The organism is Nocardioides aequoreus, from assembly GCF_000720335.1.
In the GTDB taxonomy this organism is placed as follows: Bacteria; Actinomycetota; Actinomycetes; order Propionibacteriales; family Nocardioidaceae; genus Marmoricola; species Marmoricola aequoreus.
Map to the genome: position 1 here is coordinate 37,543 of NZ_JOJN01000002.1, position 22,461 is coordinate 60,003.

Below are 22,461 nucleotides of genomic sequence, written 5' to 3' on the forward strand. Positions count from 1 at the left end.
GAGCAGGTCACTCGCATGTCGACCGTCCCGCCACCCGGCCCCCGACCCGACGACTCACCCGATGACCGGTCCGTCCCGGTCTCCGAGGAGCTCTTCGCCACCGTCGCCCCGGGCATCGAGCTGTGCTACCAGACCTATGGCGACCCCGGGGGCGAGCCGCTGCTGCTGGTGATGGGCCTGGGCGGGCCGATGACCTGGTGGCCGCCGGAGCTGTGCGAGCAGCTCGCGCGCGCCGGCTTCCACGTGGTGCGCTACGACAACCGCGACACCGGCCGCTCCTCGCGCGTGCGTGGCCGGGTCCACCGCGCCCAGCTGGTGCGGGCCTTCCTCGGCCGGCCGGTGGGGAGCAAGCCCTACGCCATGTCCGACCTGGGGAGCGACGCCGTTGGCCTGATGGACCACCTCGGCTTCGACGCCGCCCACGTCGTGGGCGTGTCGATGGGCGGCATGATCGCCCAGACGGTGGCGGTCGAGCACCCCTCGCGCACCCTCTCCCTCACCTCGCTGAGCTCGACGCTCGGACGGCGCACCGTGGGGTGGCAGAGCCCGGTGCTGCTGCCGCAGCTGATCGCCCGCAAGGCGGGCAGCCGGGAGGCCTACGTCGCCGGCTCGGAGCGGATGTGGCAGCTGATCGGCTCCCCCGACTTCCCGACCGACGAGGCCGAGCGACGCGCCCGGGCCGAGGAGACCTACGACCGGGGCATCTCGCCGAGCGGCGTGCTGCGCCAGATGCTCGCGATCCTCACCCAGCCCGACCGCTCCCGCCAGCTGCGCACGCTGGACGTGCCGGCCGCGGTGCTGCACGGCAGCGCCGACAAGATGGTGCACGTCTCGGGCGGGCGCGCCACGGCGCGCGCGATCCCGGGCGCCGAGCTGGTGCTGGTCGAGGGCATGGGCCACGACCTGCCCGAGCAGCTCTACGGCACCATCGTCGACCTGGTACGCCGCACCGCCGACCGCGCGGGAGCCGCGCGGCCGGCGGAGCAGACGGACTCCTCGACGGTCAGTCGCTGAGCCGGTCGCCGGAGTCGGCGTCGAAGACGTGCACGCTGCGCGGGTCAGTGGTCACGTGGAGCGTGTCGCCCTTGTGCACCGTGTCGCGCGCCGAGACGCGCACGATGATGTTGTTGGGCGTGCCCTCGACCCCGCTGGTGCCGTAGACGAAGGCGTCGGAGCCGAGCTCCTCCACGACGGTGACCGAGACCGGGAGGCCACCCTCGTCGGGGCCGACCACGCGCCAGGCCTCGGGCCGCACGCCGACGACGATGTCGCCGGACATCTTGCGCGCCGCCGTCTCGTCGACCGGCACCAGGTAGTCACCGATCTGCGCCTTGCCGTCCTTGGCGTGGGCGCCCATGAGGTTCATCTGGGGTGAGCCGATGAAGCCCGCGACGAAGAGGTTGACCGGGCGGTCGTAGAGCGCCAGCGGGGTGTCGACCTGCTGCAGCACGCCGTCCTTCATCACCGCCACGCGGTCGCCCATCGTCATCGCCTCGACCTGGTCGTGGGTGACGTAGACCGTGGTGATGCCCAGGTCGGCCTGCAGCTTGGCGATGTCGGTGCGGGTCTGCACCCGCATCTTGGCGTCGAGGTTGGACAGCGGCTCGTCCATGCAGAAGACCTGCGGCTGCCGCACGATGGCGCGGCCCATGGCGACGCGCTGGCGCTGGCCGCCGGAGAGCGCCTTGGGCTTGCGCTCGAGGTACTCGGTGAGGTTGAGGATGCGCGCGGCCTCCTCGACGCGCTGCTTGCGCTCCTCGGGCTTCATCTTGGCCATCTTCAGCGCGAAGCCCATGTTGTCGGCCACGCTCATGTGCGGGTAGAGCGCGTAGTTCTGGAAGACCATGGCGATGTCACGGTCCTTGGGAGGGAGCTTGGTGACCTCGCGGTCGCCGATGAAGATCTGCCCGTCGTTGACCTCCTCGAGGCCCGCGAGCATGCGCAGGGTCGTGGACTTGCCACACCCGGAGGGTCCGACGAGGACCATGAACTCGCCGTCGCGGATGTCGAGGTCGATGCCGGGGACCGCCGGCTTGTCGGCGCCGGGATACCAGCGCTGGGCCTTCTTGAAGCTGATGGTTGCCATCTGTGGGTTCTCTTCTCTTGTCGTCATTCACCGGCAGGTACGTGCCGGACGATCCGTGGTAAGTGACGGCGCTCACAGTAGGGGACCGGACGGCGCAGGCCAAGGGCCCACCGGTACGGCGTCCTCCGCCCCGGTCTAGTCCTCGTGACGTGCGGACGCAAGCGCTTGCGCCGGGTTTCCGGCGGGACACGGCGCTGTTACCGGTTCGTGACCTCGCGTGCTTGACGTCACACTCGCGCAAGCGCTTTCATCAGGCCCACTCACGCGCCCTCCCGGGCCACCCCGACACGAGAGAAGCGAGAAGCGATGCGACGACTCACGCAACGCCGCCGACTGGCCGCCGCCGCGGTGCTGACCAGCACAGCGATGGTCCTCACCGCCTGTGGCGGTGGCGGCGACGACGGAGAGACCAACACCGCCGGGGGCACCTCGCCCGGCGAGGGCAACCAGGTCTGCGAGGACCTCGGCCTGGTCGAGTTCGGCGACCTGTCCGACACCGAGGTGAGCGTCTACACCTCGATCATCGCGCCCGAGGACGCCGCGCAGAAGCAGAGCTACGAGCTCTTCACCGAGTGCACCGGCGCCGAGATCGCCTACGAGGGCTCCTCGGAGTTCGAGGCCCAGCTCACCGTGCGCGTCCAGGGCGGCAACGCCCCCGACATCGCCTACATCCCCCAGCCCGGCCTGCTGCGCACCCTCGTCGAGGACAGCGGCCAGGTGGTGGCGGCCCCCGAGGGCGCGGCCGCCAACGTCGACGAGTTCTTCGACCCGGCCTGGAAGGAGTACGGCACGGTCGACGGCACCTTCTACGCCGCCCCGCTCGGCGCCAACGTGAAGTCCTTCGTCTGGTACTCCCCGAAGGTCTTCGCCGACAACGGCTACGAGGTCCCCGAGACCTGGGACGACATGATTGCGCTCTCCGACCAGATGGTCGACGACGGCATCAAGCCCTGGTGCGCCGGCATCGAGTCCGGTGACGCCACCGGGTGGCCCACCACCGACTGGATGGAGGACCTGGTGCTCCGCGTCAGCGGCGCCGACAACTACGACGACTGGGTCAACCACGAGATCCCGTTCAACGACGACACCGTCCTCGAGGCCATCGGCCGCGTCGGCGACATCCTGAAGAACGAGGACTACGTCAACGGCGGCATCGGCGACGTGAAGTCGATCGCCACGACCGCCTTCCAGGAGGGTGGTCTCCCCGTCCTCGACGGCGACTGCGGCATGCACCGCCAGGCCAGCTTCTACGCCGCCCAGTGGCCCGAGGGCACCGACGTCTCGGAGGAGGGCGACGTCTTCGCCTTCTACCTGCCCACCATCAGCGAGGAGTTCGGCCAGCCCGTCCTCGGCGGTGGCGAGTTCGTGGCGGCCTTCGCCGACCGTCCCGAGGTCCAGGCCTTCCAGGTCTACCTCTCCTCCGACGTCTGGGCCAACGAGAAGGCCAAGGCCACGCCCAACGGCGGCTGGGTCAGCGCCAACACCGGGCTGGACATCGAGAACCTGACCAGCCCGCTCGACCAGCTGTCCGCGGAGATCTTCCAGGACCCCGAGGCGACCTTCCGCTTCGACGGCTCGGACCTGATGCCCGGCGCCGTGGGCGCCGACGCCTTCTGGAAGCAGATGACCGCCTGGATCACCGGGCAGGACGACCAGACCACGCTCGACAACATCGAGAACGCCTGGCCCTCCTGATCCACCGGCTGACCCGATCGTGGCGCCGCCCCGCGCGGCGCCACGGTCGGGTCGGCCAGCCCGATCCGTCTACCTCGAGGAGCGGTCATGACCACCCCCGACAAGCTCATCCAGATGGTCATCGCCTGCGCGCTGTTCTTCGGCGTGATGGCCGTCATCCTGCTGCTGACGCAACGCCTGAAGTCGCGCTCCGGCGAGCGCGTGCAGGTCGCCGCCTTCGTCGCCCCGGCGCTGCTGCTCGTGGCGGTCGGGCTGCTCTACCCCGCCGTCACCACGATCTACCAGTCGTTCCTCGACCGCTCGCTGAGCGAGTCGGTGGGCTTCGACAACTACGTCAAGATCTTCACCGACCCCTCCCAGGTCAAGGTGCTCCGCAACACCGCGATCTGGGTGGTCCTCTGCCCGACGCTCGCCACGCTGATCGGCCTGGTCTACGCCGTCCTGGTCGACGGGTCGCGCTTCGAGCGCCTCGCCAAGACGATGCTCTTCCTGCCGATCGCGATCTCGCTGGTCGGCGCCTCGATCATCTGGAAGTTCGTCTACGACTACAAGGCCAGTGACCAGACCCAGATCGGCGTCCTCAACGCGCTCCTGCAGGCGATCGGCGTCGACACCTACCGCTTCCTGCTCACCGAGCCGTGGAACACCCTCTTCCTCATCGTCATCTTCGTCTGGGTGCAGGCCGGCTTCGCGATGACGATCCTCTCCGCCTCCATCAAGGCGATCCCCACCGAGATCATCGAGGCGGCCAAGCTCGACGGCGTCGGTGGCCTGAAGATGTTCCGCTACATCACGGTGCCGAGCATCCGGCCCGCCCTGATCGTGGTGCTCACCACCATCAGCATCGCGACGCTGAAGGTCTTCGACATCGTCCGCACCGCCACGGGCGGCAACTTCGGCACCAGCGTGCTGGCCAACGAGTTCTACACCCAGAGCTTCCGCGCCTTCGAGCGCGGTCTCGGAGCCGCGCTCGGCACGCTGATCTTCGTGCTGGTGCTGCCGATCGTGATCTACAACGTCCGTCAGATGCGCAAGCTGGAGGCCACGCGATGAATCACCCCACCCGGTTCCCGGGCTCCCCCGCTGCGCTCCTCCGCCCGACCACCGTGAGGGGACCCCGATGAGCACCACGACTCCCGTCGAGGACACGGTCGCGGCCGAGGAGGCCACCAAACACCGCAAGTCGGCCTCCACCGCCGCCAAGGAGGGCCTGAGCAGTCGCTGGGGCTCCGCCGCCGCGCTGGTCATCGCCGTGCTCTGGACGGTGCCCACCGTCGGCCTGCTGATCAGCTCGTTCCGGCCCGAGGCCGACGTCAAGACCACCGGCTGGTGGACGGTGCTCAGCAACCCGTCCTTCACCCTCGACAGCTACCGCTCGGTCATCACGGGCTCCGACGTCAACCTGGCGACGTACTTCGTCAACAGCATCGTCATCACCGTCCCGTCGGTGGTCATCCCCGTCACCATCGCGACGATGTCGGCCTACGCCTTCGCGTGGATGCAGTTCAAGGGCCGCGACACGCTCTTCGTCGCGATCTTCGCGCTGCAGATCGTGCCGATCCAGGTCACGATGATCCCGCTGCTCACGCTCTACGTCGACTGGGGTCTCGCCGGTCGCCAGGCTCCCGGTGGCGGCTTCTGGACCGTGTGGCTCTCCCACTCCATCTTCGCGCTGCCGCTGGCGATCTACCTGATGCACAACTTCATGCGCGAGATCCCCGGCGAGCTGGTCGAGTCGGCGCGCATCGACGGCGCCGGGCACGTGCAGATCTTCACCCGCATCATGCTGCCGCTGCTCAAGCCCTCGATCGCGGCCTTCGCGATCTTCCAGTTCCTGTGGGTGTGGAACGACCTGCTCGTCGCGCTGGTCTTCGCCGGCGGCAACCTGCAGGTCTCGCCGCTCACGGTCCGCCTGGCCGAGCTCGCGGGTCAGCGCGGCGAGGACTGGCACCTGCTCTCCGCCGGCGCCTTCGTCTCCCTCGTCGTGCCCGTGCTGGTGTTCGTGTTCGGGCAGCGCTACTTCGTCCGCGGGATGCTGGCCGGAAGCGTGAAGGGCTGACCGACCCCCGTGACCGGCATCAAGGAGGTCGCCGACGAGGTGGGGCTCTCCCAGGCCACCGTCTCGCGGGCCCTGCGGGGCCAGCGCGGCGTCTCGGAGCGCAACCGCGAGCGCATCGAGGAGGCCGCGGCGCGGCTGGGCTACGTCGCCTCCCGCACCGCGGTCGGGCTGGCGACGGGGCGCACCCACCTCGTGGCGGCCGTGGTCCCCCACGTCACGCGCTGGTACTTCGGCACCGTCATCCACGGCGCCGAGCAGGTGCTGCGCAAGCACGGCTACGACCTCCTGCTCTTCAACCTGGCCGGCTCCGCGGAGGCGCGCGACCGCGTCCTCGGGACGCACGCGGCCACCAAGCGCGCCGACGCGCTGCTGCTCGCCGGCCTCCAGCCCAGCGACGCCGAGCGCTCCTGGCGCGACCGCCACGGGACTCCTGCCGTGCTCGTGGGCGCGGTCGCCGAGGGCTGGCCCAGCGTGACCATCGACGACGAGCACGTCGCCGTCGTGGCCATGCAGCACCTCATCGACCTCGGGCACCAGCGAATCGCCTACGTCGGCGGCGAGCAGGCCAACACCCTGGAGTTCTCCACGCCCGGCGCCCGTCACCGCGGCTTCCTGGGCTCGATGGACCGCGCGGAGCACAAGGTGCCGCCGGAGTACGACCACGACGGCGACTTCACGCTGGCCAGCGGGCTGGAGGCCGGGCGCGCCCTGCTGCGACTGCCGACCCCGCCGACGGCGATCATGTGCGCCTCCGACGAGATGGCCATCGGCGTGCTGCGCGCGGCCCGCGAGCTGCACCTGGCCGTGCCCGGCGACGTGTCGGTGATCGGCGTCGACGACCACGAGCTCTCCGAGCACGTCGACCTCACCACCGTGCGGCAGCCCGTGGAGGAGCTCGGCCGGCTCGCCGCCACCCAGCTGCTCCAGCAGCTCGGCGAGCTGCCGGGCTCACCGCCCCTGCCGTCGCACGTGCGGCTCGAGACCGAGCTCGTTGTCCGGGGCACCACAGGCCCTCCCCCGCCCCTGCACTGACCCCACCCGCACACTGGGCCCGTGACCGACTACGTCGAGGTGGCGCGCGCCGAGGGACCCCGCGGTGAGGTTGTGTTGCGTCGCCGGGTCGTCGAGCGCGGGGCCGACGTGCTGGAGCTGCGCGTCAACGGCGTCTTCGTGATGGACAGCCACGAGACCACCAGCGAGGTGCGGCTCGCCGAGGCGGCGCTCGCGGTGGTCGACGACCCCCGCGACGTCGTGGTCGGTGGACTCGGCCTGGGCTACACGCTGCAGGCGGTGCTGGCCGACCACCGCGTCGAGCAGGTGCGGGTCGTGGAGGTCGAGGACGCGCTCGTCGGCTGGATGCGCGACGGCACCGTGCCGCACGGTCCGGGGGTGCTCGCCGACCGGCGCGTGACCGTGGTGGCCGCCGACGTCGCGCAGGCGGTCGCCGAGGCCCAGCACCACTACGACCTGGTGCTCCTCGACGTCGACAACGGCCCCGGCTACCTGGTGCACGACGACAACGCCGCGCTCTACGGCGCGACCTTCCTCGACGACGTACGCCGGCTGCTGCGACCCGGCGGCGCCGTCGCGGTGTGGTCGGCCGACCCCGCCCCCGCGCTGCTGGAGACGCTGCGCGAGGTCTTCGGCGACGCCGAGGAGCAGCCGCTGGAGGTGACGCTGCAGCAGCGCGAGACGGCGTACTACCTCTACGTCGCGCGGGTCGAGGACCCCGTCAGCACACCCGTCAGCACACCCGTCAGCCGACCCTGAGCGCGAGCAGCCTGGCCTCGCGGGCGGCCTTGCGCGCCTCGGCGTGGAAGTCGGGGGCGGCGCAGGCGTAGAGCGTGCGTCCGTCGGCCCCGCCGAGGGCGCACGCGTAGACGGGCGAGCCGGGGGCCACCTCCTCGACGACCTCGCCGCCCTCGCGCACCCGCAGCAGCCGGTCGTGGGTGGCGTCGGCGACCCACACGGTGCCGTCGGGCGCCAGGCAGATGCCGTCGGGCGCGACGACGAGCTGCGGCAGCACCTCGCCGAGGTCGCTCGAGGTGGGCAGCGGGCCGAGCTCCGCCCAGGTGCGCCGCGGACCGAGGGAGCCGTCGGCCGCGACGTCGAAGGCGCTGAGCCGGTTGCCGAAGGTCTCGGCCACCACGAGCACGCCGTCGGGCGTGATCACCATGCCGTTGGGGAACCACAGCCCGTCGGCCGCCTCCGTGACGGTGCCGTCGGGGTCGACGCGGTGCAGCTGGGTCGGTCCCACCGGCGCCCCGCCCATCAGGTCGAAGCCGAAGTTGCCGACGTAGGCGCGACCCTCACCGTCGACGACCATGTCGTTGCACTGCCCGGCGGCGTACGACGCGAGGTCGCCGTGGATGACGAGCGAGCCGTCGTGCTCGCGTCGCAGCACCCTCCGGTCGAGCTGCGAGACCACCAGCAGCCGCCCGTCGGGGAGCCAGCCCAGGCCCGACGGCTGCTCCGGCACGTCGGCCTCCACCCGCAGGTCGCTCCCGTCCTCCCGCACCGAGTAGACCTGGTAGCGGTAGAAGTCGGAGAGCCACAGCCGGTCGTCGTGCCAGCGTGGTGCCTCCAGGAAGCTCATGTCCTCGAGCACCGTCGAGACCTCGGGCGTGGTGGTGGGCATGCGTCCTCCTCCGGGCGTGACGGGCGTCACGCGCTGTCGCAGGTCTGTGTAGCGCGCGATCGTGCAGCGGCGCAACGCTGGGCGCGCGGCCTGCGCGGTCGCACGATGAGGCGTCTCCGACCGACGAGAGCGACAAGGACCCCTCCGTGCGCCGTACCCTCCTCGCCGCCGCCTTCGCGGCGGCCACCGCTGCCCCCCTGCTCACCACCTCCCCCGCGCAGGCGGCCGAGACCTTCAGCGGCTCGCTGTCGCAGGCGATCGGCGCCGTGTCCGTCGCCTCCGAGGTGCGCACCGGCTACGACCGCGACCTCTTCCGCCACTGGATCGACGCCGACGGCGACGGTTGCGACACCCGCCGCGAGGTGCTGCTCGAGGAGGCCGAGGAGGCGCCGACGCGCGGCTCGGGCTGCTCGCTCACCGGCGGGCGCTGGTACTCCTACTACGACGGCGTCTCGCAGTACGACGCCGCCGACCTCCAGATCGACCACATGGTGCCCCTCGCGGAGGCCTGGGACAGCGGGGCGCGCAGCTGGTCGGCCGCCCAGCGCGAGGACTTCGCCAACGACCTGGGCGACCCGAGGCCGCTGATCGCGGTCACGGGGGCGGAGAACTCCTCGAAGAGCGACCGCGACCCGGCCGAGTGGCTGCCGGACCGTCAGCACTGCCGCTACGCCGAGGAGTGGGTGGCCACCAAGATCCGCTGGGGCCTCTCGCAGGACTCCGCCGAGCGGTCCGCGCTGCAGCAGGTGGCGTCCGGGTGCACCGGCACCACCGTGACGGTGGAGGTCGTCGGCTAGTTTCGCGCCATGCGGATCGCGGTGCTCGACGACCACCAGCACGTCGCGGCGTCGTACGCCGACTGGGAGGGGCTGGGCGCCGAGGTCGACTTCGTGCACGAGCACCTGCTCGGCGACGCCCTGGTCGACCGCATCGGCGGCGCCGACGTCGTGGTCGCGATGCGCGAGCGCACGCCCTTCGACGCCGCCCTGCTCGAGCGACTCCCGGCGCTGCGGCTGCTCGTCACCACCGGCATGAAGAACGCCTCGATCGACGTCGCGGCGGCGCACGCGCGCGGCGTCACGGTGTGCGGCACCCGGAGCCTGCCGGGACCGGCGGCCGAGCTCACCTGGGCGCTGCTGCTCGCCACGATGCGGTCGGTGCCGGCGGCCGACCGCGCCGTCCGTGCCGGCGGGTGGCAGGACGACCTGCTCCCCGGCACCGACCTCGCCGGGGCGACCCTGGGCGTGATCGGCCTCGGCAGGCTCGGACAGCGGGTGGCGCGCGTCGGCCTCGCCTTCGAGATGGAGGTGCTGGCGTGGTCGCAGCACCTCGACCCCGAGGTCGCCCGCTCCCACGGCGTCGAGCCGGTGTCGCAGGAGGAGCTGCTGCGCCGCTCCGACGCCGTCACGCTGCACCTGCGGCTCTCCGAGCGCACCCGCGGCGTCGTCGGCGCCGCCGAGCTCGAGCTGATGAGGCCCACCGCCGTCCTGGTCAACACCTCGCGCGGCCCGTTGGTCGACCAGTCGGCTCTGCTCTCGGCGCTGCACGCCGGGGCGATCGGCGGCGCCGGGCTCGACGTCTACGACGAGGAGCCGCTGCCCGTCGACCACCCCCTGCGCAGCGCGCCCCGCACGGTGCTCACCCCCCACCTCGGCTACGTCACCGACGAGGGCTACCGACTCTTCTACGGCGACGCCGTCGACGACGTCGCCGCGTGGGCGGCGGGCGAGCCCGTCCGGCTGCTCGAGGCGGAGTGAGGCTTCGGTAGGTTCGCCCCCATGAGCGACCAGCGCGACGTACGCATCGAGCACGACAGCATGGGCGAGGTCGAGGTGCCTCGCGAGGCCCTGTGGCGGGCCCAGACGCAGCGGGCGGTGGAGAACTTCCCGATCAGCGGCTCGACCCTGGAGCCCTCCCACCTCGTCGCCATCGCGCGGGTCAAGAAGGGCGCCGCTCGCATCAACGCCGAGCTCGGCATCATCAGCCAGGACAAGGCCGACGCGATCGCCGCGGGGGCCGACGAGATCATCGCCGGCGGCCACGTGGGCGAGTTCCCGATCGACGTCTTCCAGACCGGCTCCGGCACCAGCTCCAACATGAACATGAACGAGGTGCTCGCCTCGCTCGCCGGTCGCGCCGGGGTCGAGGTGCACCCCAACGACCACGTCAACGCCAGCCAGTCGAGCAACGACACCTTCCCGACCTCGATCCACATCGCCGCCGTCGAGGCCGCCTCGCACCACCTGGTGCCTTCACTCGAGCGTCTCGCCTCCTCGCTCGAGGCCAAGGCGTCGGAGTTCGCGACGGTGGTGAAGTCGGGCCGCACCCACCTGATGGACGCCACCCCGGTGATGCTCGGCCAGGAGTTCGGCGGGTACGCCGCGATCGTGCGCTACGGCATCGAGCGCATCGAGTCCGCGCTCCCCCGCGTCGCCGAGCTGCCGCTGGGCGGCACGGCCGTCGGCACCGGGATCAACACCCCGCCCGGCTTCGCCGAGAAGGTCATCGCCGACATCGCCGCCGAGACCGGCCTGCCCTTCACCGAGGCGCGCAACCACTTCGAGGCCCAGGGCTCCCAGGACGCCCTCGTCGAGCTCTCCGGCCAGCTCCGCACCATCGCGGTCGGCCTGACCAAGATCTGCAACGACCTGCGCTGGATGAGCTCGGGCCCCACCACCGGCCTCGCCGAGATCCGCCTGCCCGACCTCCAGCCGGGCTCGAGCATCATGCCGGGCAAGGTCAACCCGGTGCTGCCCGAGGCCACCCTCATGGTGTGCGCCCAGGTGATCGGCAACGACGCCACGGTCGCCCACGCCGGCGCCAGCGGCTCCTTCGAGCTCAACGTGATGCTGCCCGTGATGGCCCGCAACCTGCTCGAGTCGATCCGGCTGCTCGCCAACGTCGCCCCGGTGCTCGCCGAGCGCTGCGTCGACGGCATCGAGGCCAACGAGGAGCGCTGCCGCGCGTACGCCGAGTCCTCCCCCTCGGTGGTGACGCCGCTCAACAAGCACATTGGCTACGAGGAGGCGGCCAAGGTCGCCAAGGCCGCCCTCAAGGAGGGCCGCACCATCCGCGAGCAGGTCCTCGCCATGGGCTACGTCGAGCGCGGCGACCTCACCGAGGCCGAGCTCGACGACGCCCTCGACGTCGCCGCGATGACCCGCCCGCGGGTCTGACGCGACCAGGCCGCCGGGCGGCGCTCAGATGCCGCGCGACCCGTCGAGGGTCTCGCGGATGATGTCGGCGTGGCCGGCGTGCCGCGCGGTCTCCTGGATCATGTGGAGCATCACGTAGCGCAGGTTGCACTCGACGATGTCGGCTCTCGCGCCCCGCGCGTCGAGATCGGTCGCGGCGATGACCCCGTCGGACGCCGCGATCTGGTCGCGGTAGCGCGCCAGCCAGCCCGACACCGTGTCGTCGTCGTGGACGGCCAGGTCGGCGTCGCGCGGCTCGGGCACGACCTCGGGCCACCCCTCGGGCGACAGACGGCCGGCCACGACCACCTCGAACCAGCGGTGCTCCCACGTCGTGGCGTGCTTGAGCAGGCCCAGCAGCGACAGCGAGCTGGCCGTGGGAGCCTCGCGCGCGGCGGCGTCGTCGACGTCCTCGACCTTGCGGATCAGGCCGACCCGCTGGGCCTCCAGGAGGTTCTCCAGCGCCGCGCGCTCGGAGGCCGGCGTCATGTCCACGGTCATCTCGCTGGCCACCGCTCGAGCGCCCCTCAGTACCAGTTGTTGCTCTGGGAGTGGCCCCACGCGCCGCAGGCCGAGCCGTAGCGGTCGCGGATGTAGCCCAGGCCCCAGCGGATCTGGGTCTCCGGGTTGGCCTGCCAGTCGGCGCCGGCGGAGCTCATCTTGGAGCCGGGCAGCGCCTGTGGGATGCCGTAGGCCGAGGAGCTCGGGTTGTCGGCGGTGGTGCTCCAGCCCGACTCCTTCTCCCACAGCTGGTCGAGGCAGGAGAACTCGCCGCTGGAGAGGCCGTACTCCGGCATCAGCGCCTGGGCGAGCGTCTTGGGGTCGGCGTCGGCCAGGTCCTGCTGCTGCGTCTCGGCCCGGCCGGAGCCGCTGGAGAGCTGCCGCGCCTTGGCGGCGTCGGCCACGGGAGCGCGCTCGGTGGAGCGGGAGACCCGCTGCTCGCGCTCGGCGAGCTCGTCGGCGGTGAGGGCGGCGACACCCTCGACGTCGCCGACCTCGCCGGTCGCCTGCGAGGCCAGCGACACGGTGGCCGTCTCGAGCGGCGCGGCCCCCTGCAGGGTGCCGGCGGCGACCACGCCACCGGTCACGAGGGCGGCGGCGCCGAGCCCCACGGCGAGGCGGCGTCGGCGCCGGGGCGCGCGGGCAGTGCGGTGCTTGGACGTGTGAGTCACGAGGTGAGGTCCCGGGGGTTGGCGGCATCGTCAACCGTGCTCGACGGGGAGTGGCCGCCTGGGCAGGCGGCGCCGGAGCACGCAGGGGAAGAGGACCCACCGAAGCACGACCCGACGAGTCGTTGCAAGTTCCACCACCCGCCGCGTGTCGCGCCTCACGTCGACGACGTCCCATCCGCCCCACCCCCCTCTGCGACCCCACCCACCCCGCCGACCCGGTGGCCGAGCTTGTCGAGACCAGCGCTGTCGGTCGAGCCCAACGCTGTCGGTCGAGCTTGTCGAGACCCCTTACGTCGCCCACCCAGATGCGCCCACTGGTGGTCGAGGAGGTCGCGCAACGACCGTCTCGAGACCCCCGGGTCCCTGAGGTGCGAGCGCAGCGAGCCTCGAAGGGCCCGCACGCCCGCCCACCTTTCTCCCGGGTGGTCGAGGAGGCCGCGCAGCGACCGTCTCGAGACCCCCACCACCCGACCAAAGAACTTGTCCACAGACTATAGAACATGCGTTCGATTGTCAGTCGACGGGGTAGAATCAACTCATGGAGCCCAGCCCCCACCACCCCAAGCGACAGGTCCTCGACGTCCTCGTCGCGGCCCGCGCAGAGGAGCACGAGGCGCAGGTCCGGCAGCTGCGGCTCGCGTTGCAGTGGGCGCTGCTGCACCCCGCTGCCGAGGGTGCCGCGTACGCCGGTTGGGGCGACGACGGCCTCGTGCTTGGCGACGGCGTCGGCGGACCCATCCCGCTCGCCGGTGACGGCGCCCCGTTCGTCGCGGCCGCCGCGCCACTCGAGCTGGCTGCCGCGCTGGGGCGTCCGACCGAGCACGCCCAGCAGCTGCTCGGCGACACGCTGGAGCTCGCGTTCCGGCTGCCGCGGTTGTGGGAGCTGATGTGCGCCGGCCGCATCGCGGTGTGGCGCGCGAGGGCGATCTCACGCGAGACCCGCGACCTGAGCCTCGACGCCGCGCTGCACGCCGACCGGCTGCTCTGCGCCGTCCCGGACCGGCTCGACCAGCTCTCCGCCGCGGGTGCCGAGCGGCTGGTCCACGAAGCCCGGCTCCACGCCGACCCCGACCGCGCCCACGCCGACGAAGAAACCGCTGCCGCGCGTCGTGGGGCGTGGCTGCAGCGCGACGGCCGCGCCCCCGGCGTCACCGACGTCCACCTGACCCTGGACACCCCGGATGCGCTGGCGTTCGACGCCACCGTCGGACGGCTCGCCGCGGACCTGAAGGAGCTCGGTGACACCGACGTCCTCGACGTGCGCCGCGCGAAAGCCGTCGGCGTCCTCGCCGACCCCCAGCACGCGCTCAACCTCATGAGCGGGGAGACCGCTGATACCCGGCCCCGCGCCACCGGGACCCTCGACCTCAACGTCCACCTCACGCCTGCCGACCTCGAGGGCGACGGCGTGGCCGTCGTCGAGCGGCTCGGCGCGCTGTCGACCGAGCTCTTCGCGGGCTGGCTGGCGCGCCACGCCGTGGACGGCGTCGCCGTCCGGGTCCGCCCGGTCATCGACCTCAGTGCCGACAACGCCGTCGACCGCCACGATCCAACTCCGGCGATGCGCGAGCAGATCGCCCTGCGGGACGCGACCTGCGTCTTCCCCGGCTGCCAGCGTGACTCCCGCTCCTGCGACCTCGACCACCTCATGCCCTACGACCCGGACGGTCCGCCCGGCCAGACCCGGCCTTCCAACCTCGCGCCCTTGTGCAGGCGCCACCACCGCGCCAAGACCCACGCCGGCTGGACCTACGTCCGCCGCCGCGACGGCACCTACGAGTGGTCGAGTCCCCAGGGCCAGACCTACACCGTCGTCCCCACGTCGCGCGCACCCCTCGCCACCTGTCGCTGACCACCGGGCTGGACTCCGGGCGGTCGAGCCTGTCGAGACCTAGCGCTCACAGGCATGTCACCGGGTCTCGAGACAGGCGCTGCGCGCCTTCCCCGACCACCCGAGGTCGCTGCGCCTGCCACGACCACCCGTGCCCTGTCGGTCGAGCCTGTCGAGACCCCTACGCCCAGGCACCTCGCCTTGGGTGGTCGAGGAGGTTGCGCAGCAACCGTCTCGAGACCCCCTGCACGAAGCGCATGTCACCGGGTCTCGAGACAGGCGCTGCGCGCCTTCCTCGACCACCCGGGATCGGCCTGTGCGCCTCCTCGCGCGCCCCCAGCCCCGCCGGTCGAGCTTGTCGAGACCCCCCATGCGCAGCGAGCGTCCTCGACCACCCGAGCGGGCCTACCTGCCCTCCTCGACCACCCTGGTGGTCGAGGAGGGCACGGCGTCAGACGGTGACGTGCTCCAGCATCTCGGTCACCAGGGCGGCGATCGGGGAGCGCTCGGAGCGGGTGAGGGTGACGTGGGCGAAGAGGGGGTGACCCTTGAGGCGGTCGACCACGGCGACGACGCCGTCGTGGCGGCCGACGCGGAGGTTGTCGCGCTGGGCGACGTCGTGGGTCAGCACCACCTTGGAGTTGGCGCCCATGCGGGAGAGCACGGTGAGGAGCACGTTGCGCTCCAGCGACTGGGCCTCGTCGACGATCACGAAGGCGTCGTGCAGGGAGCGACCCCGGATGTGCGTCAGCGGCATCACCTCGAGCATCCCGCGGTCGAGCACCTCGTCGACCACGTCGGAGGTGGTGATCGCGCCGAGGGTGTCGAAGACCGCCTGCGCCCAGGGCGACATCTTCTCCGACTCGCTGCCCGGCAGGTAGCCGAGCTCCTGGCCGCCGACCGCGAAGAGCGGGCGGAAGACCACGACCTTCTTGTGCGTACGCCGCTCGAGCACGGTCTCCAGGCCCGCGCAGAGCGCGAGCGCCGACTTGCCGGTGCCGGCGCGCCCACCGAGGGAGACGATGCCGACCTCGGGGTCGAGCAGCAGGTCGAGGGCGATCCGCTGCTCCGCGGAGCGGCCGTGGATGCCGAAGGCCTCGCGGTCGCCACGCACGAGGTGCACCTGCTTGTCGGCGCGCACCCGGCCCAGGGCGCTGCCCCGCTCGGAGAGCAGCACCAGCCCGGTGTGGCAGGGCAGGTCGCGCGCCTCGTCGAGGTCGACCCGACCCTCGTCGTACAGGGCGTCGAGGTCCGTCGCGGTGGCGTCGATCTCGCTCATCCCGGTCCAGCCGGCGTCGGACTCGTGCACCTGCTCACCGCGGTACTCCGCGGCATCGAGGCCGACCGCGGAGGCCTTGATGCGCAGCGGCAGGTCCTTGGAGACCAGCGTGACGTCGTGGCCCTCGTCGGCGAGGTTGCGGGCCACCGCGAGGATGCGGGTGTCGTTGTCGCCGAGCCGGAAGCCGGAGGGCAGCGCCGTCGGGTCGGTGTGGTTGAGCTCGACCCGCAGGGTGCCGCCCTCCTCGCCGACCGGCACCGGCTGGTCGAGGCGGCCGTGGAGGACCCGCAGCTCGTCGAGCATGCGCAGCGCGGAGCGCGCGAAGTAGCCGAGCTCGGGATGGTGCCGCTTGCCCTCGAGCTCGGTGATGACGACCACCGGCAGCACCACCTCGTGCTCGGCGAAGCGCATCGCCGCCTTGGGATCGGCCAGCAGCACCGAGGTGTCGAGGACGAAGGTCGAGCGCCGGCCGGCGTCCTGCACCGTGTCCTGGGCCGAGTCCTGGGAGGGCTGGGTCGTCTCCTGGGCAGTAACCACGTTGGTTCCCCTTGGTGACCGCGCGCGCACCCGTGGCGCCCGGTCCTCTAGTGGTGCTCGGACCGGGAGTGACGCCGGGTGCCCGAGTGCTGGCTCCCGGTGGTGCAGTCGTCGTGGTCGGACAACAGGTCTCGCCCTCCTGGCATCGGCCTGCTTCCCCGCAGTCCGACACTCGCAAGGTAAGTCGGGGCAGGAGGCCGTCAGGACCGACACGCGGGTAGCGGCGGGTGAACTCTGTGTTGCGGCGCCTCAGGAGCCGCCCTTCGAGTGCCGCTCGTCCCTCGCGGCGCCTCAGGGACCGGAGTCGCTCCGACTCCCGAGCGCCTCCTGCGTCGGCGCCTCAGGAGCCGAAGCGGCGCTCGCGCTCGGCGTAGGCGCGGACCGCGCGCAGGAAGTCGACGCGGCGGAAGTCGGGCCAGTAGGCCTCGCAGAAGTAGAACTCGCTCTGGGCGCTCTGCCACAGCAGGAAGCCGCCGAGTCGCTGCTCGCCGCTGGTGCGGATGACGAGGTCCGGGTCGGGCTGGCCGCGGGTGTAGAGGTGCTCGGCGATGTGCTCGACGTCGAGGACCTCGGCGAGCTCCTCCAGGGTGGTGCCGCGGCCGGCGTGCTCGGTGAGCAGCGCGCGGACGGCGTCGGCGATCTCGCGCCGTCCGCCGTAGCCGACGGCGATGTTGACCAGCAGCCCGTCGACGTCGGCGGTGGCCTCGGCGGCCGCCTTGAGCCGCTCGGCGGTGGCGGCCGGCAGCAGGTCGAGCGCCCCGACCGGGTGCAGCCGCCAACGGCGCTGCTCCGCGAGGCTCTCCACCGCGCCCTCGATGATCGTGAGCAGCCCCTGCAGCTGGTCGGGCGGCCGGTTGAGGTTGTCGGTCGAGAGCAGCCACAGCGTGACCACCTCGACGCCGATCTCCTCGCACCAGCCGAGCAACGGCTCGATGTTGGCGGCGCCGGCACGGTAGCCGTGGGCGGTGTCGGCCCCGACGGCCTTCGCCCAGCGACGGTTGCCGTCGAGCATGACGCCCACGTGCTGCGGGATCCGCTCCGGCGGCAGCCGGCGCACCACCCTGGCCTCGTACGCCGGGTAGAGCACCCGCCGAAGGCCACGCTTCCAGTCCGCCACGTCCAGCGACTGTACTCGGGCGAAGCCTGTGAGGTCGGTCTCCCCGGCACCCGTGGCGTGGGGTCGGGAGCCATCTGCTCCGTACGCTGGCGTCATGGTCCCTGACGTCCCCGCCTCCGACGACGGTCGTGGCTCGCGCGTGCACGACCGCGCCGAGCAGCTGCGCGAGCGTGGGCACGAGGCGGCCGAGCAGGTGCGGGAGCGCGCCCGCGAGGTCGCCGCCGAGGTCAAGCCCAAGCTGCGCGGCTGGCTGCACGCCGGGGTCACGCCGCTCGCGCTCGCCGCCGGGATCGTGCTGATCGCGCTCTCGCCCACCGTCGAGACCCGCGTCGGCTCGGCGGTCTTCGCCGGCACCGCGCTGCTGCTCTTCGCCGTCTCGGCGGTCTACCACCGCTTCTACTGGGGTCCGCGGATGACGGCGGTGCTCCGCCGCATCGACCACTCCAACATCTTCCTGCTCATCGCGGGCTCCTACACGCCCTTCGCGCTGATCCTGCTGCCCAAGCCGCAGAGCACCGCGCTGCTCGCGATCGTGTGGACCGGTGCCGTGCTCGGCGTGCTCTTCCGCGTCTTCTGGAGCCACGCGCCGCGACTGCTCTACACACCGATCTACATGGCGCTGGGCTGGGTCGCGATCTTCTACGCCGACCACCTCGGCTCCGGCGGTCCGGCCGTCACCTGGCTGCTCGTGGCCGGAGGCGTGCTCTACACGCTCGGCGGCCTCGTCTACGGCCTCAAGCGGCCCGACCCCTTCCCCACCTGGTTCGGCTTCCACGAGGTCTTCCACCTGCTGACCATCGCGGCCTTCGTGTGCCACTACGTCGCCGCGTCGATCGCGACGTACTCGCTGCGCTGAGGCGGAGCGCGACGTGGCCCTGGTCCTGCTGGCCGTCCTGACGGCGGTCCAGCTGGGCTTCCAGCTCACCGTCACCCTCGTCGTCTACCCGACGCTGGCGGAGACCCGCGACGAGGACTGGACGACGGCCCACGACCGCCACTCGCGACGCATCGCCGTGCCGGTCGTGCTGCTGTACGGCGGCCTGGTGGCGGCCGTGCCCGCCGCCTGGTCCTCCGCGGAGGCGGCCGAGCGCACCTGGGTGGCGGCGGGTGCCGTCTGCCTGGTGATGCTGCTGCTCACCACCGCCGTGCTCGCCGCGCCCACCCACGGCCGCCTCGGCCGGGAGCCGGCGGAGCGCCGTCCGCTGCTGCTGGGGCGGCTCCAGCGGGTCGACCGGGCACGGCTGGCGTGGTCCGTCGCGCTGGCGGGCTGCGCCGCCGGCGCCCTGCTCGTGCGCGCCTGACCGGGCCGCGGGTCTGGCACGCGGTAAGGCTAGCCTCACTCCGTGCCAGATCCCGCTCCCGTGCCCACCACCGGGGGCCGGCTGATCCTGCAGATGATCGGGCGTCGCAAGGGGCGGCTCGCCGTCTTCCTGACCCTGATCAGCTCCTGGCAGGTCTGCGAGGCGCTGGTGCCGGTGCTGATCGGCGTCGTCATCGACCGCGCGGTGGTGACCGGTGACGTCGGTGCGCTCGCGCTGTGGCTGGGCGTGCTGGTGGGGCTCTTCGTGGTGCTCAGCTACTCCTACCGCTTCGGGGCGCAGGTCGGCTTCGGCTTCATGCAGCAGGAGATGCACGAGCTGCGGATGCGGGTGGCGCGCAAGGCGCTCGACCCCCGCGGCGTCCGGAGCCGGCTGCTGCCGGGCGAGACGCTCTCGCTCGCCACCTCCGACGTCGAGCTCATCGGCGTCACGCTGCGCGCGCTCGGCCTCGGCGTCGCCTCGGGCGTCGCGGTGGTCGTGGCCGCGGTCGCGCTGCTGCGGATCGACCTGGTGCTGGGGCTGGTGGTGCTGCTCGGCGTGCCGGCCGTGCTCGTGCTGCTGCAGGTGATCACGCCCGCGGTCGCACGACGCAGCGGCGCGCAGCAGGCCCTGCTCGCCCGCACGACGGGCGTGGCCACCGACCTGGTGCGTGGGGTGCGCAGCCTCAAGGGCATCGGGGCCGAGGACGTCGCCTCCGAGCGCTACCGCCGCACCAGCCGCGAGGCGCAGCAGGCCGGCGTCCGCACCGCCGACTCCTACGGCCTGGTCACGGGTGTCACCACCGGGCTGAGCACGCTCTTCCTCGCGGTGGTGGCTCTGGTCGCGGGACTGCTCGCCGTCGAGGGCCGGATCACGCTGGGCGAGCTGGTGGCGATCGTCGGGCTGACCCAGTTCCTCGCCGAGCCGCTGCGCTACCTGGGCGACCTGCTCGCGGAGACCGCGGCGGCCCGGGCCTCGGCGCAGCGCGTCGTCGACTACCTGCACGCGCCCACGTTGGTCGCCGTCGGCGACGACGACCCCCGTGATCGCCACCGGCAGGACCACGGCGCCGCCGGCGGCGCCGCGCGGCTCGAGCTCGTCGGGCTCGACGCCGGCACGCTCGCCGACCTCAGCCTCGCCTCGCGCGCCGGCGAGCTGCTCGGCCTGGCGGTGACCGACACCGCCGACGCCGCCGCCCTCGTCGGCGTGCTCTCCGGCGAGGTGGCTCCCGCCGACCCGGGCTCGGTGCGCCTCGACGGCTGCACCCTGGGCTCGCTCCCGGTGGCCACCCGGCGACAGCGCCTGCTGGTGGCGCCCCACCACGTCGACCTCTTCGAGGGGACGCTCGCCACCAATGTCGACCCGGCGGGGAGGTACGACGCCGACGCCCTCGGCCCCGTGCTCGACGCCGCCGCGGTGGCCGACGTGGTCGCGCTGCACCCCGATGGGCTCGAGCGCGAGGTCACGCCCGACGGGGCGACGTACTCCGGTGGGCAGCGGCAGCGCGTCGCCTACGCCCGCGCCCTGGCCGGCGACGCGCCGGTGCTCGTGCTGCACGACCCCACCACGGCGGTCGACGCCGTGACCGAGCACCGGATGGCACGGGGGCTGCGCGAGGTCCGGCACGGCGAGGGCAGCGACCGGTGCACGTGGGTGCTCACCAGCTCCCCCGCCCTGCTCGCGCAGGCCGACCGGGTGGTGCTGCTCCGCGCCGGGCGGGTGGTCGCGACCGGCACCCACGCCGAGCTCTGCGAGCGCGCGGACTACCAGGAGGCGGTGTTGCGATGACCGACGCGCCCGCCCGCCAGCTGCTCCCGGTCGCCGGGACGCGCGAGACCGCGCGGCTGCTGTGGCGCCTGCTCGGCGCCCACCGCGGCGCCATGGTCGCGGCGACGCTCGCCTTCGCCGTGGCCGGCCTGGCGGCGATGGTGCCGCCCTGGGTGCTCGGGCTGATCGTCGACGCGGCGGACGGCGACGGCACGTCCGGCGACGTGCTGCGCCTGTGCCTGGTGATCGCCGCCGCGGCGGTCGTCGGCGCCGTGGCCTCGGCGCTCTCCCTCTCCTTCCTCGCCCGCGCCGCGGAACCTGCCCTCGCGCGGCTGCGGGAGGAGGTGCTCGCACGCACGCTGCACCTCGACTCACGACAGCTCGAGGCGGCCGGCGTCGGCGACCTGCTCTCCCGCGTCGGCGACGACGTGCGCACCATCGCGACGGCGACCAAGGAGGTGGTGCCACTCGTGGTGACCTCCGTCGTGGCGGTCGTCCTCACCGCCGCCGGTCTCTTCGCGCTCGACTGGCGGCTCGGGGTCGCCGGCCTAGCGGCCGCGCCGTCGTACGTGCTCGCCCTGCGCTGGTACCTCCCCCGCTCTGGCCCGCTCTACCGCGAGGAGCGTGTCGCCCAGGGCGAGCGCGCCCAGGCCCTGGTGAGCGGCCTCCAGGGGGCGCCGTCGGTGCGCGCCTTCGCCCTCGAGCAGGCCCACCTGGAGGCCGTCGACGCCCGCTCCTCGCGCACCATGGGCATCGCCGTGCGGGTCTTCGGGATGCTGTGCCGCTTCGGCGCGCGCACCAACCGCTCCGAGCTCATCGGCCTGGCCGCCGTGCTCTTGACCGGCTTCTTCCTGGTGCGGGCCGACGCCGTCACGGTCGGTGCCGTCACCACGGCGGCGCTCTACTTCCACCGGCTCTTCAACCCCATCGGCGCGCTGCTCTTCCTCTTCGACGAGGTCCAGTCGACCGGGGCGTCGCTGGCGCGGCTCGCCGGCGTGGTCTCGCTGCCCGCTCCCCCGCCCTCCGTGCCCCTCACCACCGGTGGCCGCCCGGGGGTCCGGGTCGACGGACTCACCCACGCCTACGTCGAGGGCAGGCCGGTGCTGCACGACGTCTCCCTGCGCCTCGCCCCGGGCGAGACCGTCGCCGTGGTCGGCGCCACGGGGGCCGGCAAGACCACGCTCGGGGCGATCGTCGCCGGGGTGCTCCGGCCCACGTGCGGCTCGCTCGCGCTCGACGCGGCGGCGTACGACGACCTCGACGAGCGCGCCGTGCGCGACCACGTCGTCCTGGTCAGCCAGGACGTGCACGTCTTCTCGGGCACGGTGCGCGACGCCGTGACGCTGGCCCGTGCCGACGCCACCGACGAGGAGGTCCGGTCGGCGCTGACGCGCACGCTCGCCTGGGACTGGGTGGCCGCCCTGCCCGACGGGCTCGACACCCGCGTCGGCGACGACGGCCACCCGCTGACCTCGGCCCAGGCCCAGCAGCTCGCCCTGGCGCGGGTGGTGCTCCGCGACCCCGCCGTCGTCGTCCTCGACGAGGCCACCGCCGAGGCCGGGTCGGCCGGCGCGCGCGTGCTCGAGGAGGCGGCCCTGGCGGCGACCGAGGGACGGGCGGCGCTCGTCGTCGCCCACCGGCTCACCCAGTCCGAGCGCGCCGACCGCGTGCTGGTGATGGACGACGGCCGCGTCGTCGAGGAGGGCACCCACCACGAGCTCGTCGCCCGCGGTGGCCGCTACGCCGAGCTCTGGGACGCCTGGCACGCCCGCTGACCTTCTCACGGCG

At 72.7% G+C, this 22,461-nt stretch carries 20 protein-coding genes; 14 read left to right on the plus strand and 6 right to left on the minus strand.

Going from position 1 to position 22,461, the window contains the following annotated elements; genetic code table 11:
- Positions 1-15 precede the first annotated feature (15 nt).
- Positions 16-1,014, plus strand: coding sequence for an alpha/beta fold hydrolase (locus tag IG63_RS0102700; protein ID WP_084596538.1), 999 nt, complete (start codon positions 16-18; stop codon positions 1,012-1,014).
- Here the strand turns inward: IG63_RS0102700 and IG63_RS0102705 are convergent.
- The gene (locus tag IG63_RS0102705; RefSeq protein ID WP_030482843.1) at positions 1,004-2,086 is read right to left on the minus strand and encodes an ABC transporter ATP-binding protein; all 1,083 of its coding nucleotides are present in this window, start codon (positions 2,084-2,086) and stop codon (positions 1,004-1,006) included. The two genes, IG63_RS0102700 and IG63_RS0102705, sit on opposite strands and share 11 nt — an antisense overlap.
- Before the next feature lie 306 nt (positions 2,087-2,392).
- Between IG63_RS0102705 and IG63_RS0102710 the strand changes: the two genes are divergently transcribed.
- From IG63_RS0102710 to IG63_RS0102730, 5 genes are all read left to right on the plus strand, one after another.
- Positions 2,393-3,781, plus strand: a complete 1,389-nt coding sequence (locus IG63_RS0102710) for an ABC transporter substrate-binding protein (RefSeq protein WP_030482844.1) — start codon at positions 2,393-2,395, stop codon at positions 3,779-3,781.
- A gap of 87 nt (positions 3,782-3,868) precedes the next feature.
- Positions 3,869-4,834: a carbohydrate ABC transporter permease gene (locus IG63_RS0102715; RefSeq protein WP_030482845.1), complete on the plus strand. Its 966-nt coding sequence runs from the start codon at positions 3,869-3,871 to the stop codon at positions 4,832-4,834.
- 67 nt (positions 4,835-4,901) lie between these two features.
- A complete protein-coding gene (locus tag IG63_RS0102720) occupies positions 4,902-5,840 on the plus strand; it encodes a carbohydrate ABC transporter permease (RefSeq protein WP_030482846.1) in 939 nt (312 codons plus the stop codon).
- A 9-nt stretch (positions 5,841-5,849) separates the two neighbouring features.
- On the plus strand, positions 5,850-6,872 hold the full coding sequence (locus tag IG63_RS0102725; RefSeq protein ID WP_030482847.1) for a LacI family DNA-binding transcriptional regulator: 1,023 nt from the start codon (positions 5,850-5,852) through the stop codon (positions 6,870-6,872).
- Between the two features lie 21 nt (positions 6,873-6,893).
- A complete protein-coding gene (locus tag IG63_RS0102730; protein WP_051706094.1) occupies positions 6,894-7,610 on the plus strand; it encodes a spermine/spermidine synthase domain-containing protein in 717 nt (238 codons plus the stop codon).
- On the opposite strand, the gene IG63_RS0102735 is transcribed toward IG63_RS0102730, so the two are convergent.
- A complete protein-coding gene (locus tag IG63_RS0102735; RefSeq protein WP_030482849.1) occupies positions 7,597-8,478 on the minus strand; it encodes an SMP-30/gluconolactonase/LRE family protein in 882 nt (293 codons plus the stop codon). The two genes, IG63_RS0102730 and IG63_RS0102735, sit on opposite strands and share 14 nt — an antisense overlap.
- Before the next feature lie 146 nt (positions 8,479-8,624).
- Here IG63_RS0102735 and IG63_RS0102740 point away from each other — a divergent pair, with 146 nt between their 5' ends.
- The 3 genes from IG63_RS0102740 to IG63_RS0102750 are packed head-to-tail and all read left to right on the plus strand — an operon-like array spanning position 8,625 to position 11,654.
- On the plus strand, positions 8,625-9,275 hold the full coding sequence (locus tag IG63_RS0102740; protein ID WP_030482850.1) for an HNH endonuclease family protein: 651 nt from the start codon (positions 8,625-8,627) through the stop codon (positions 9,273-9,275).
- A 9-nt stretch (positions 9,276-9,284) separates the two neighbouring features.
- Complete coding sequence (locus IG63_RS0102745; RefSeq protein WP_030482851.1) at positions 9,285-10,235, plus strand: D-2-hydroxyacid dehydrogenase family protein; 951 nt, start codon at positions 9,285-9,287, stop codon at positions 10,233-10,235.
- Between the two features lie 21 nt (positions 10,236-10,256).
- Positions 10,257-11,654 carry a class II fumarate hydratase gene (locus IG63_RS0102750; RefSeq protein WP_030482852.1) on the plus strand — a complete coding sequence of 466 codons (1,398 nt, stop codon included), beginning with the start codon at positions 10,257-10,259 and terminating at the stop codon, positions 11,652-11,654.
- Positions 11,655-11,678: 24 nt separating this feature from the next.
- Here IG63_RS0102750 and IG63_RS0102755 read toward each other — a convergent pair whose 3' ends face one another.
- Positions 11,679-12,185 (minus strand): mycothiol transferase, encoded by a 507-nt coding sequence (locus IG63_RS0102755; protein WP_051706095.1) that lies wholly within the window; start codon positions 12,183-12,185, stop codon positions 11,679-11,681.
- 14 nt (positions 12,186-12,199) lie between these two features.
- Positions 12,200-12,844, minus strand: a complete 645-nt coding sequence (locus IG63_RS0102760) for an aggregation-promoting factor C-terminal-like domain-containing protein (protein WP_030482854.1) — start codon at positions 12,842-12,844, stop codon at positions 12,200-12,202.
- A gap of 538 nt (positions 12,845-13,382) precedes the next feature.
- Here IG63_RS0102760 and IG63_RS23475 point away from each other — a divergent pair.
- Positions 13,383-14,696 (plus strand): HNH endonuclease signature motif containing protein, encoded by a 1,314-nt coding sequence (locus IG63_RS23475; protein ID WP_030482855.1) that lies wholly within the window; start codon positions 13,383-13,385, stop codon positions 14,694-14,696.
- A gap of 430 nt (positions 14,697-15,126) precedes the next feature.
- On the opposite strand, the gene phoH2 is transcribed toward IG63_RS23475, so the two are convergent.
- Together phoH2 and IG63_RS0102775 are read right to left on the minus strand one after the other, a co-directional pair.
- Positions 15,127-16,437: an RNA 5'-3' helicase PhoH2 gene (gene phoH2, locus IG63_RS0102770; protein ID WP_036194348.1), complete on the minus strand. Its 1,311-nt coding sequence runs from the start codon at positions 16,435-16,437 to the stop codon at positions 15,127-15,129.
- A 394-nt stretch (positions 16,438-16,831) separates the two neighbouring features.
- A complete protein-coding gene (locus IG63_RS0102775; protein ID WP_030482857.1) occupies positions 16,832-17,608 on the minus strand; it encodes an isoprenyl transferase in 777 nt (258 codons plus the stop codon).
- A gap of 94 nt (positions 17,609-17,702) precedes the next feature.
- Here IG63_RS0102775 and trhA point away from each other — a divergent pair, with 94 nt between their 5' ends.
- The 4 genes from trhA to IG63_RS0102795 are packed head-to-tail and all read left to right on the plus strand — an operon-like array spanning position 17,703 to position 22,448.
- Positions 17,703-18,464: a PAQR family membrane homeostasis protein TrhA gene (gene trhA / locus IG63_RS0102780; protein WP_084596541.1), complete on the plus strand. Its 762-nt coding sequence runs from the start codon at positions 17,703-17,705 to the stop codon at positions 18,462-18,464.
- Positions 18,465-18,477: 13 nt separating this feature from the next.
- A complete protein-coding gene (locus tag IG63_RS0102785; RefSeq protein ID WP_030482859.1) occupies positions 18,478-18,909 on the plus strand; it encodes a hypothetical protein in 432 nt (143 codons plus the stop codon).
- 42 nt (positions 18,910-18,951) lie between these two features.
- Entirely contained in the window at positions 18,952-20,694 is a 1,743-nt protein-coding gene (locus tag IG63_RS0102790; RefSeq protein ID WP_211249179.1) for an ABC transporter transmembrane domain-containing protein, read from the plus strand.
- Positions 20,691-22,448, plus strand: a complete 1,758-nt coding sequence (locus tag IG63_RS0102795) for an ABC transporter ATP-binding protein (RefSeq protein WP_030482861.1) — start codon at positions 20,691-20,693, stop codon at positions 22,446-22,448. The genes IG63_RS0102790 and IG63_RS0102795 overlap by 4 nt, the downstream gene beginning before the upstream one ends.
- Positions 22,449-22,461 lie beyond the last annotated feature (13 nt).

Excerpts from the sequence above, each read along its gene's own strand:
- IG63_RS0102705 (WP_030482843.1), bottom strand. The coding sequence starts at position 2,086 with ATGGCAACCATCAGCTTCAAGAAGGCCCAGCGCTGGTATCCCGGCGCC.
- IG63_RS0102710 (WP_030482844.1), top strand. The coding sequence starts at position 2,393 with ATGCGACGACTCACGCAACGCCGCCGACTGGCCGCCGCCGCGGTGCTG.
- IG63_RS0102735 (WP_030482849.1), bottom strand. The coding sequence starts at position 8,478 with ATGCCCACCACCACGCCCGAGGTCTCGACGGTGCTCGAGGACATGAGC.
- IG63_RS0102715 (WP_030482845.1), top strand. The coding sequence starts at position 3,869 with ATGACCACCCCCGACAAGCTCATCCAGATGGTCATCGCCTGCGCGCTG.
- IG63_RS0102795 (WP_030482861.1), top strand. The coding sequence starts at position 20,691 with ATGACCGACGCGCCCGCCCGCCAGCTGCTCCCGGTCGCCGGGACGCGC.
- IG63_RS0102720 (WP_030482846.1), top strand. The coding sequence starts at position 4,902 with ATGAGCACCACGACTCCCGTCGAGGACACGGTCGCGGCCGAGGAGGCC.
- IG63_RS0102750 (WP_030482852.1), top strand. The coding sequence starts at position 10,257 with ATGAGCGACCAGCGCGACGTACGCATCGAGCACGACAGCATGGGCGAG.
- IG63_RS0102700 (WP_084596538.1), top strand. The coding sequence starts at position 16 with ATGTCGACCGTCCCGCCACCCGGCCCCCGACCCGACGACTCACCCGAT.
- IG63_RS0102745 (WP_030482851.1), top strand. The coding sequence starts at position 9,285 with ATGCGGATCGCGGTGCTCGACGACCACCAGCACGTCGCGGCGTCGTAC.
- trhA (WP_084596541.1), top strand. The coding sequence starts at position 17,703 with ATGGTCCCTGACGTCCCCGCCTCCGACGACGGTCGTGGCTCGCGCGTG.
- IG63_RS23475 (WP_030482855.1), top strand. The coding sequence starts at position 13,383 with ATGGAGCCCAGCCCCCACCACCCCAAGCGACAGGTCCTCGACGTCCTC.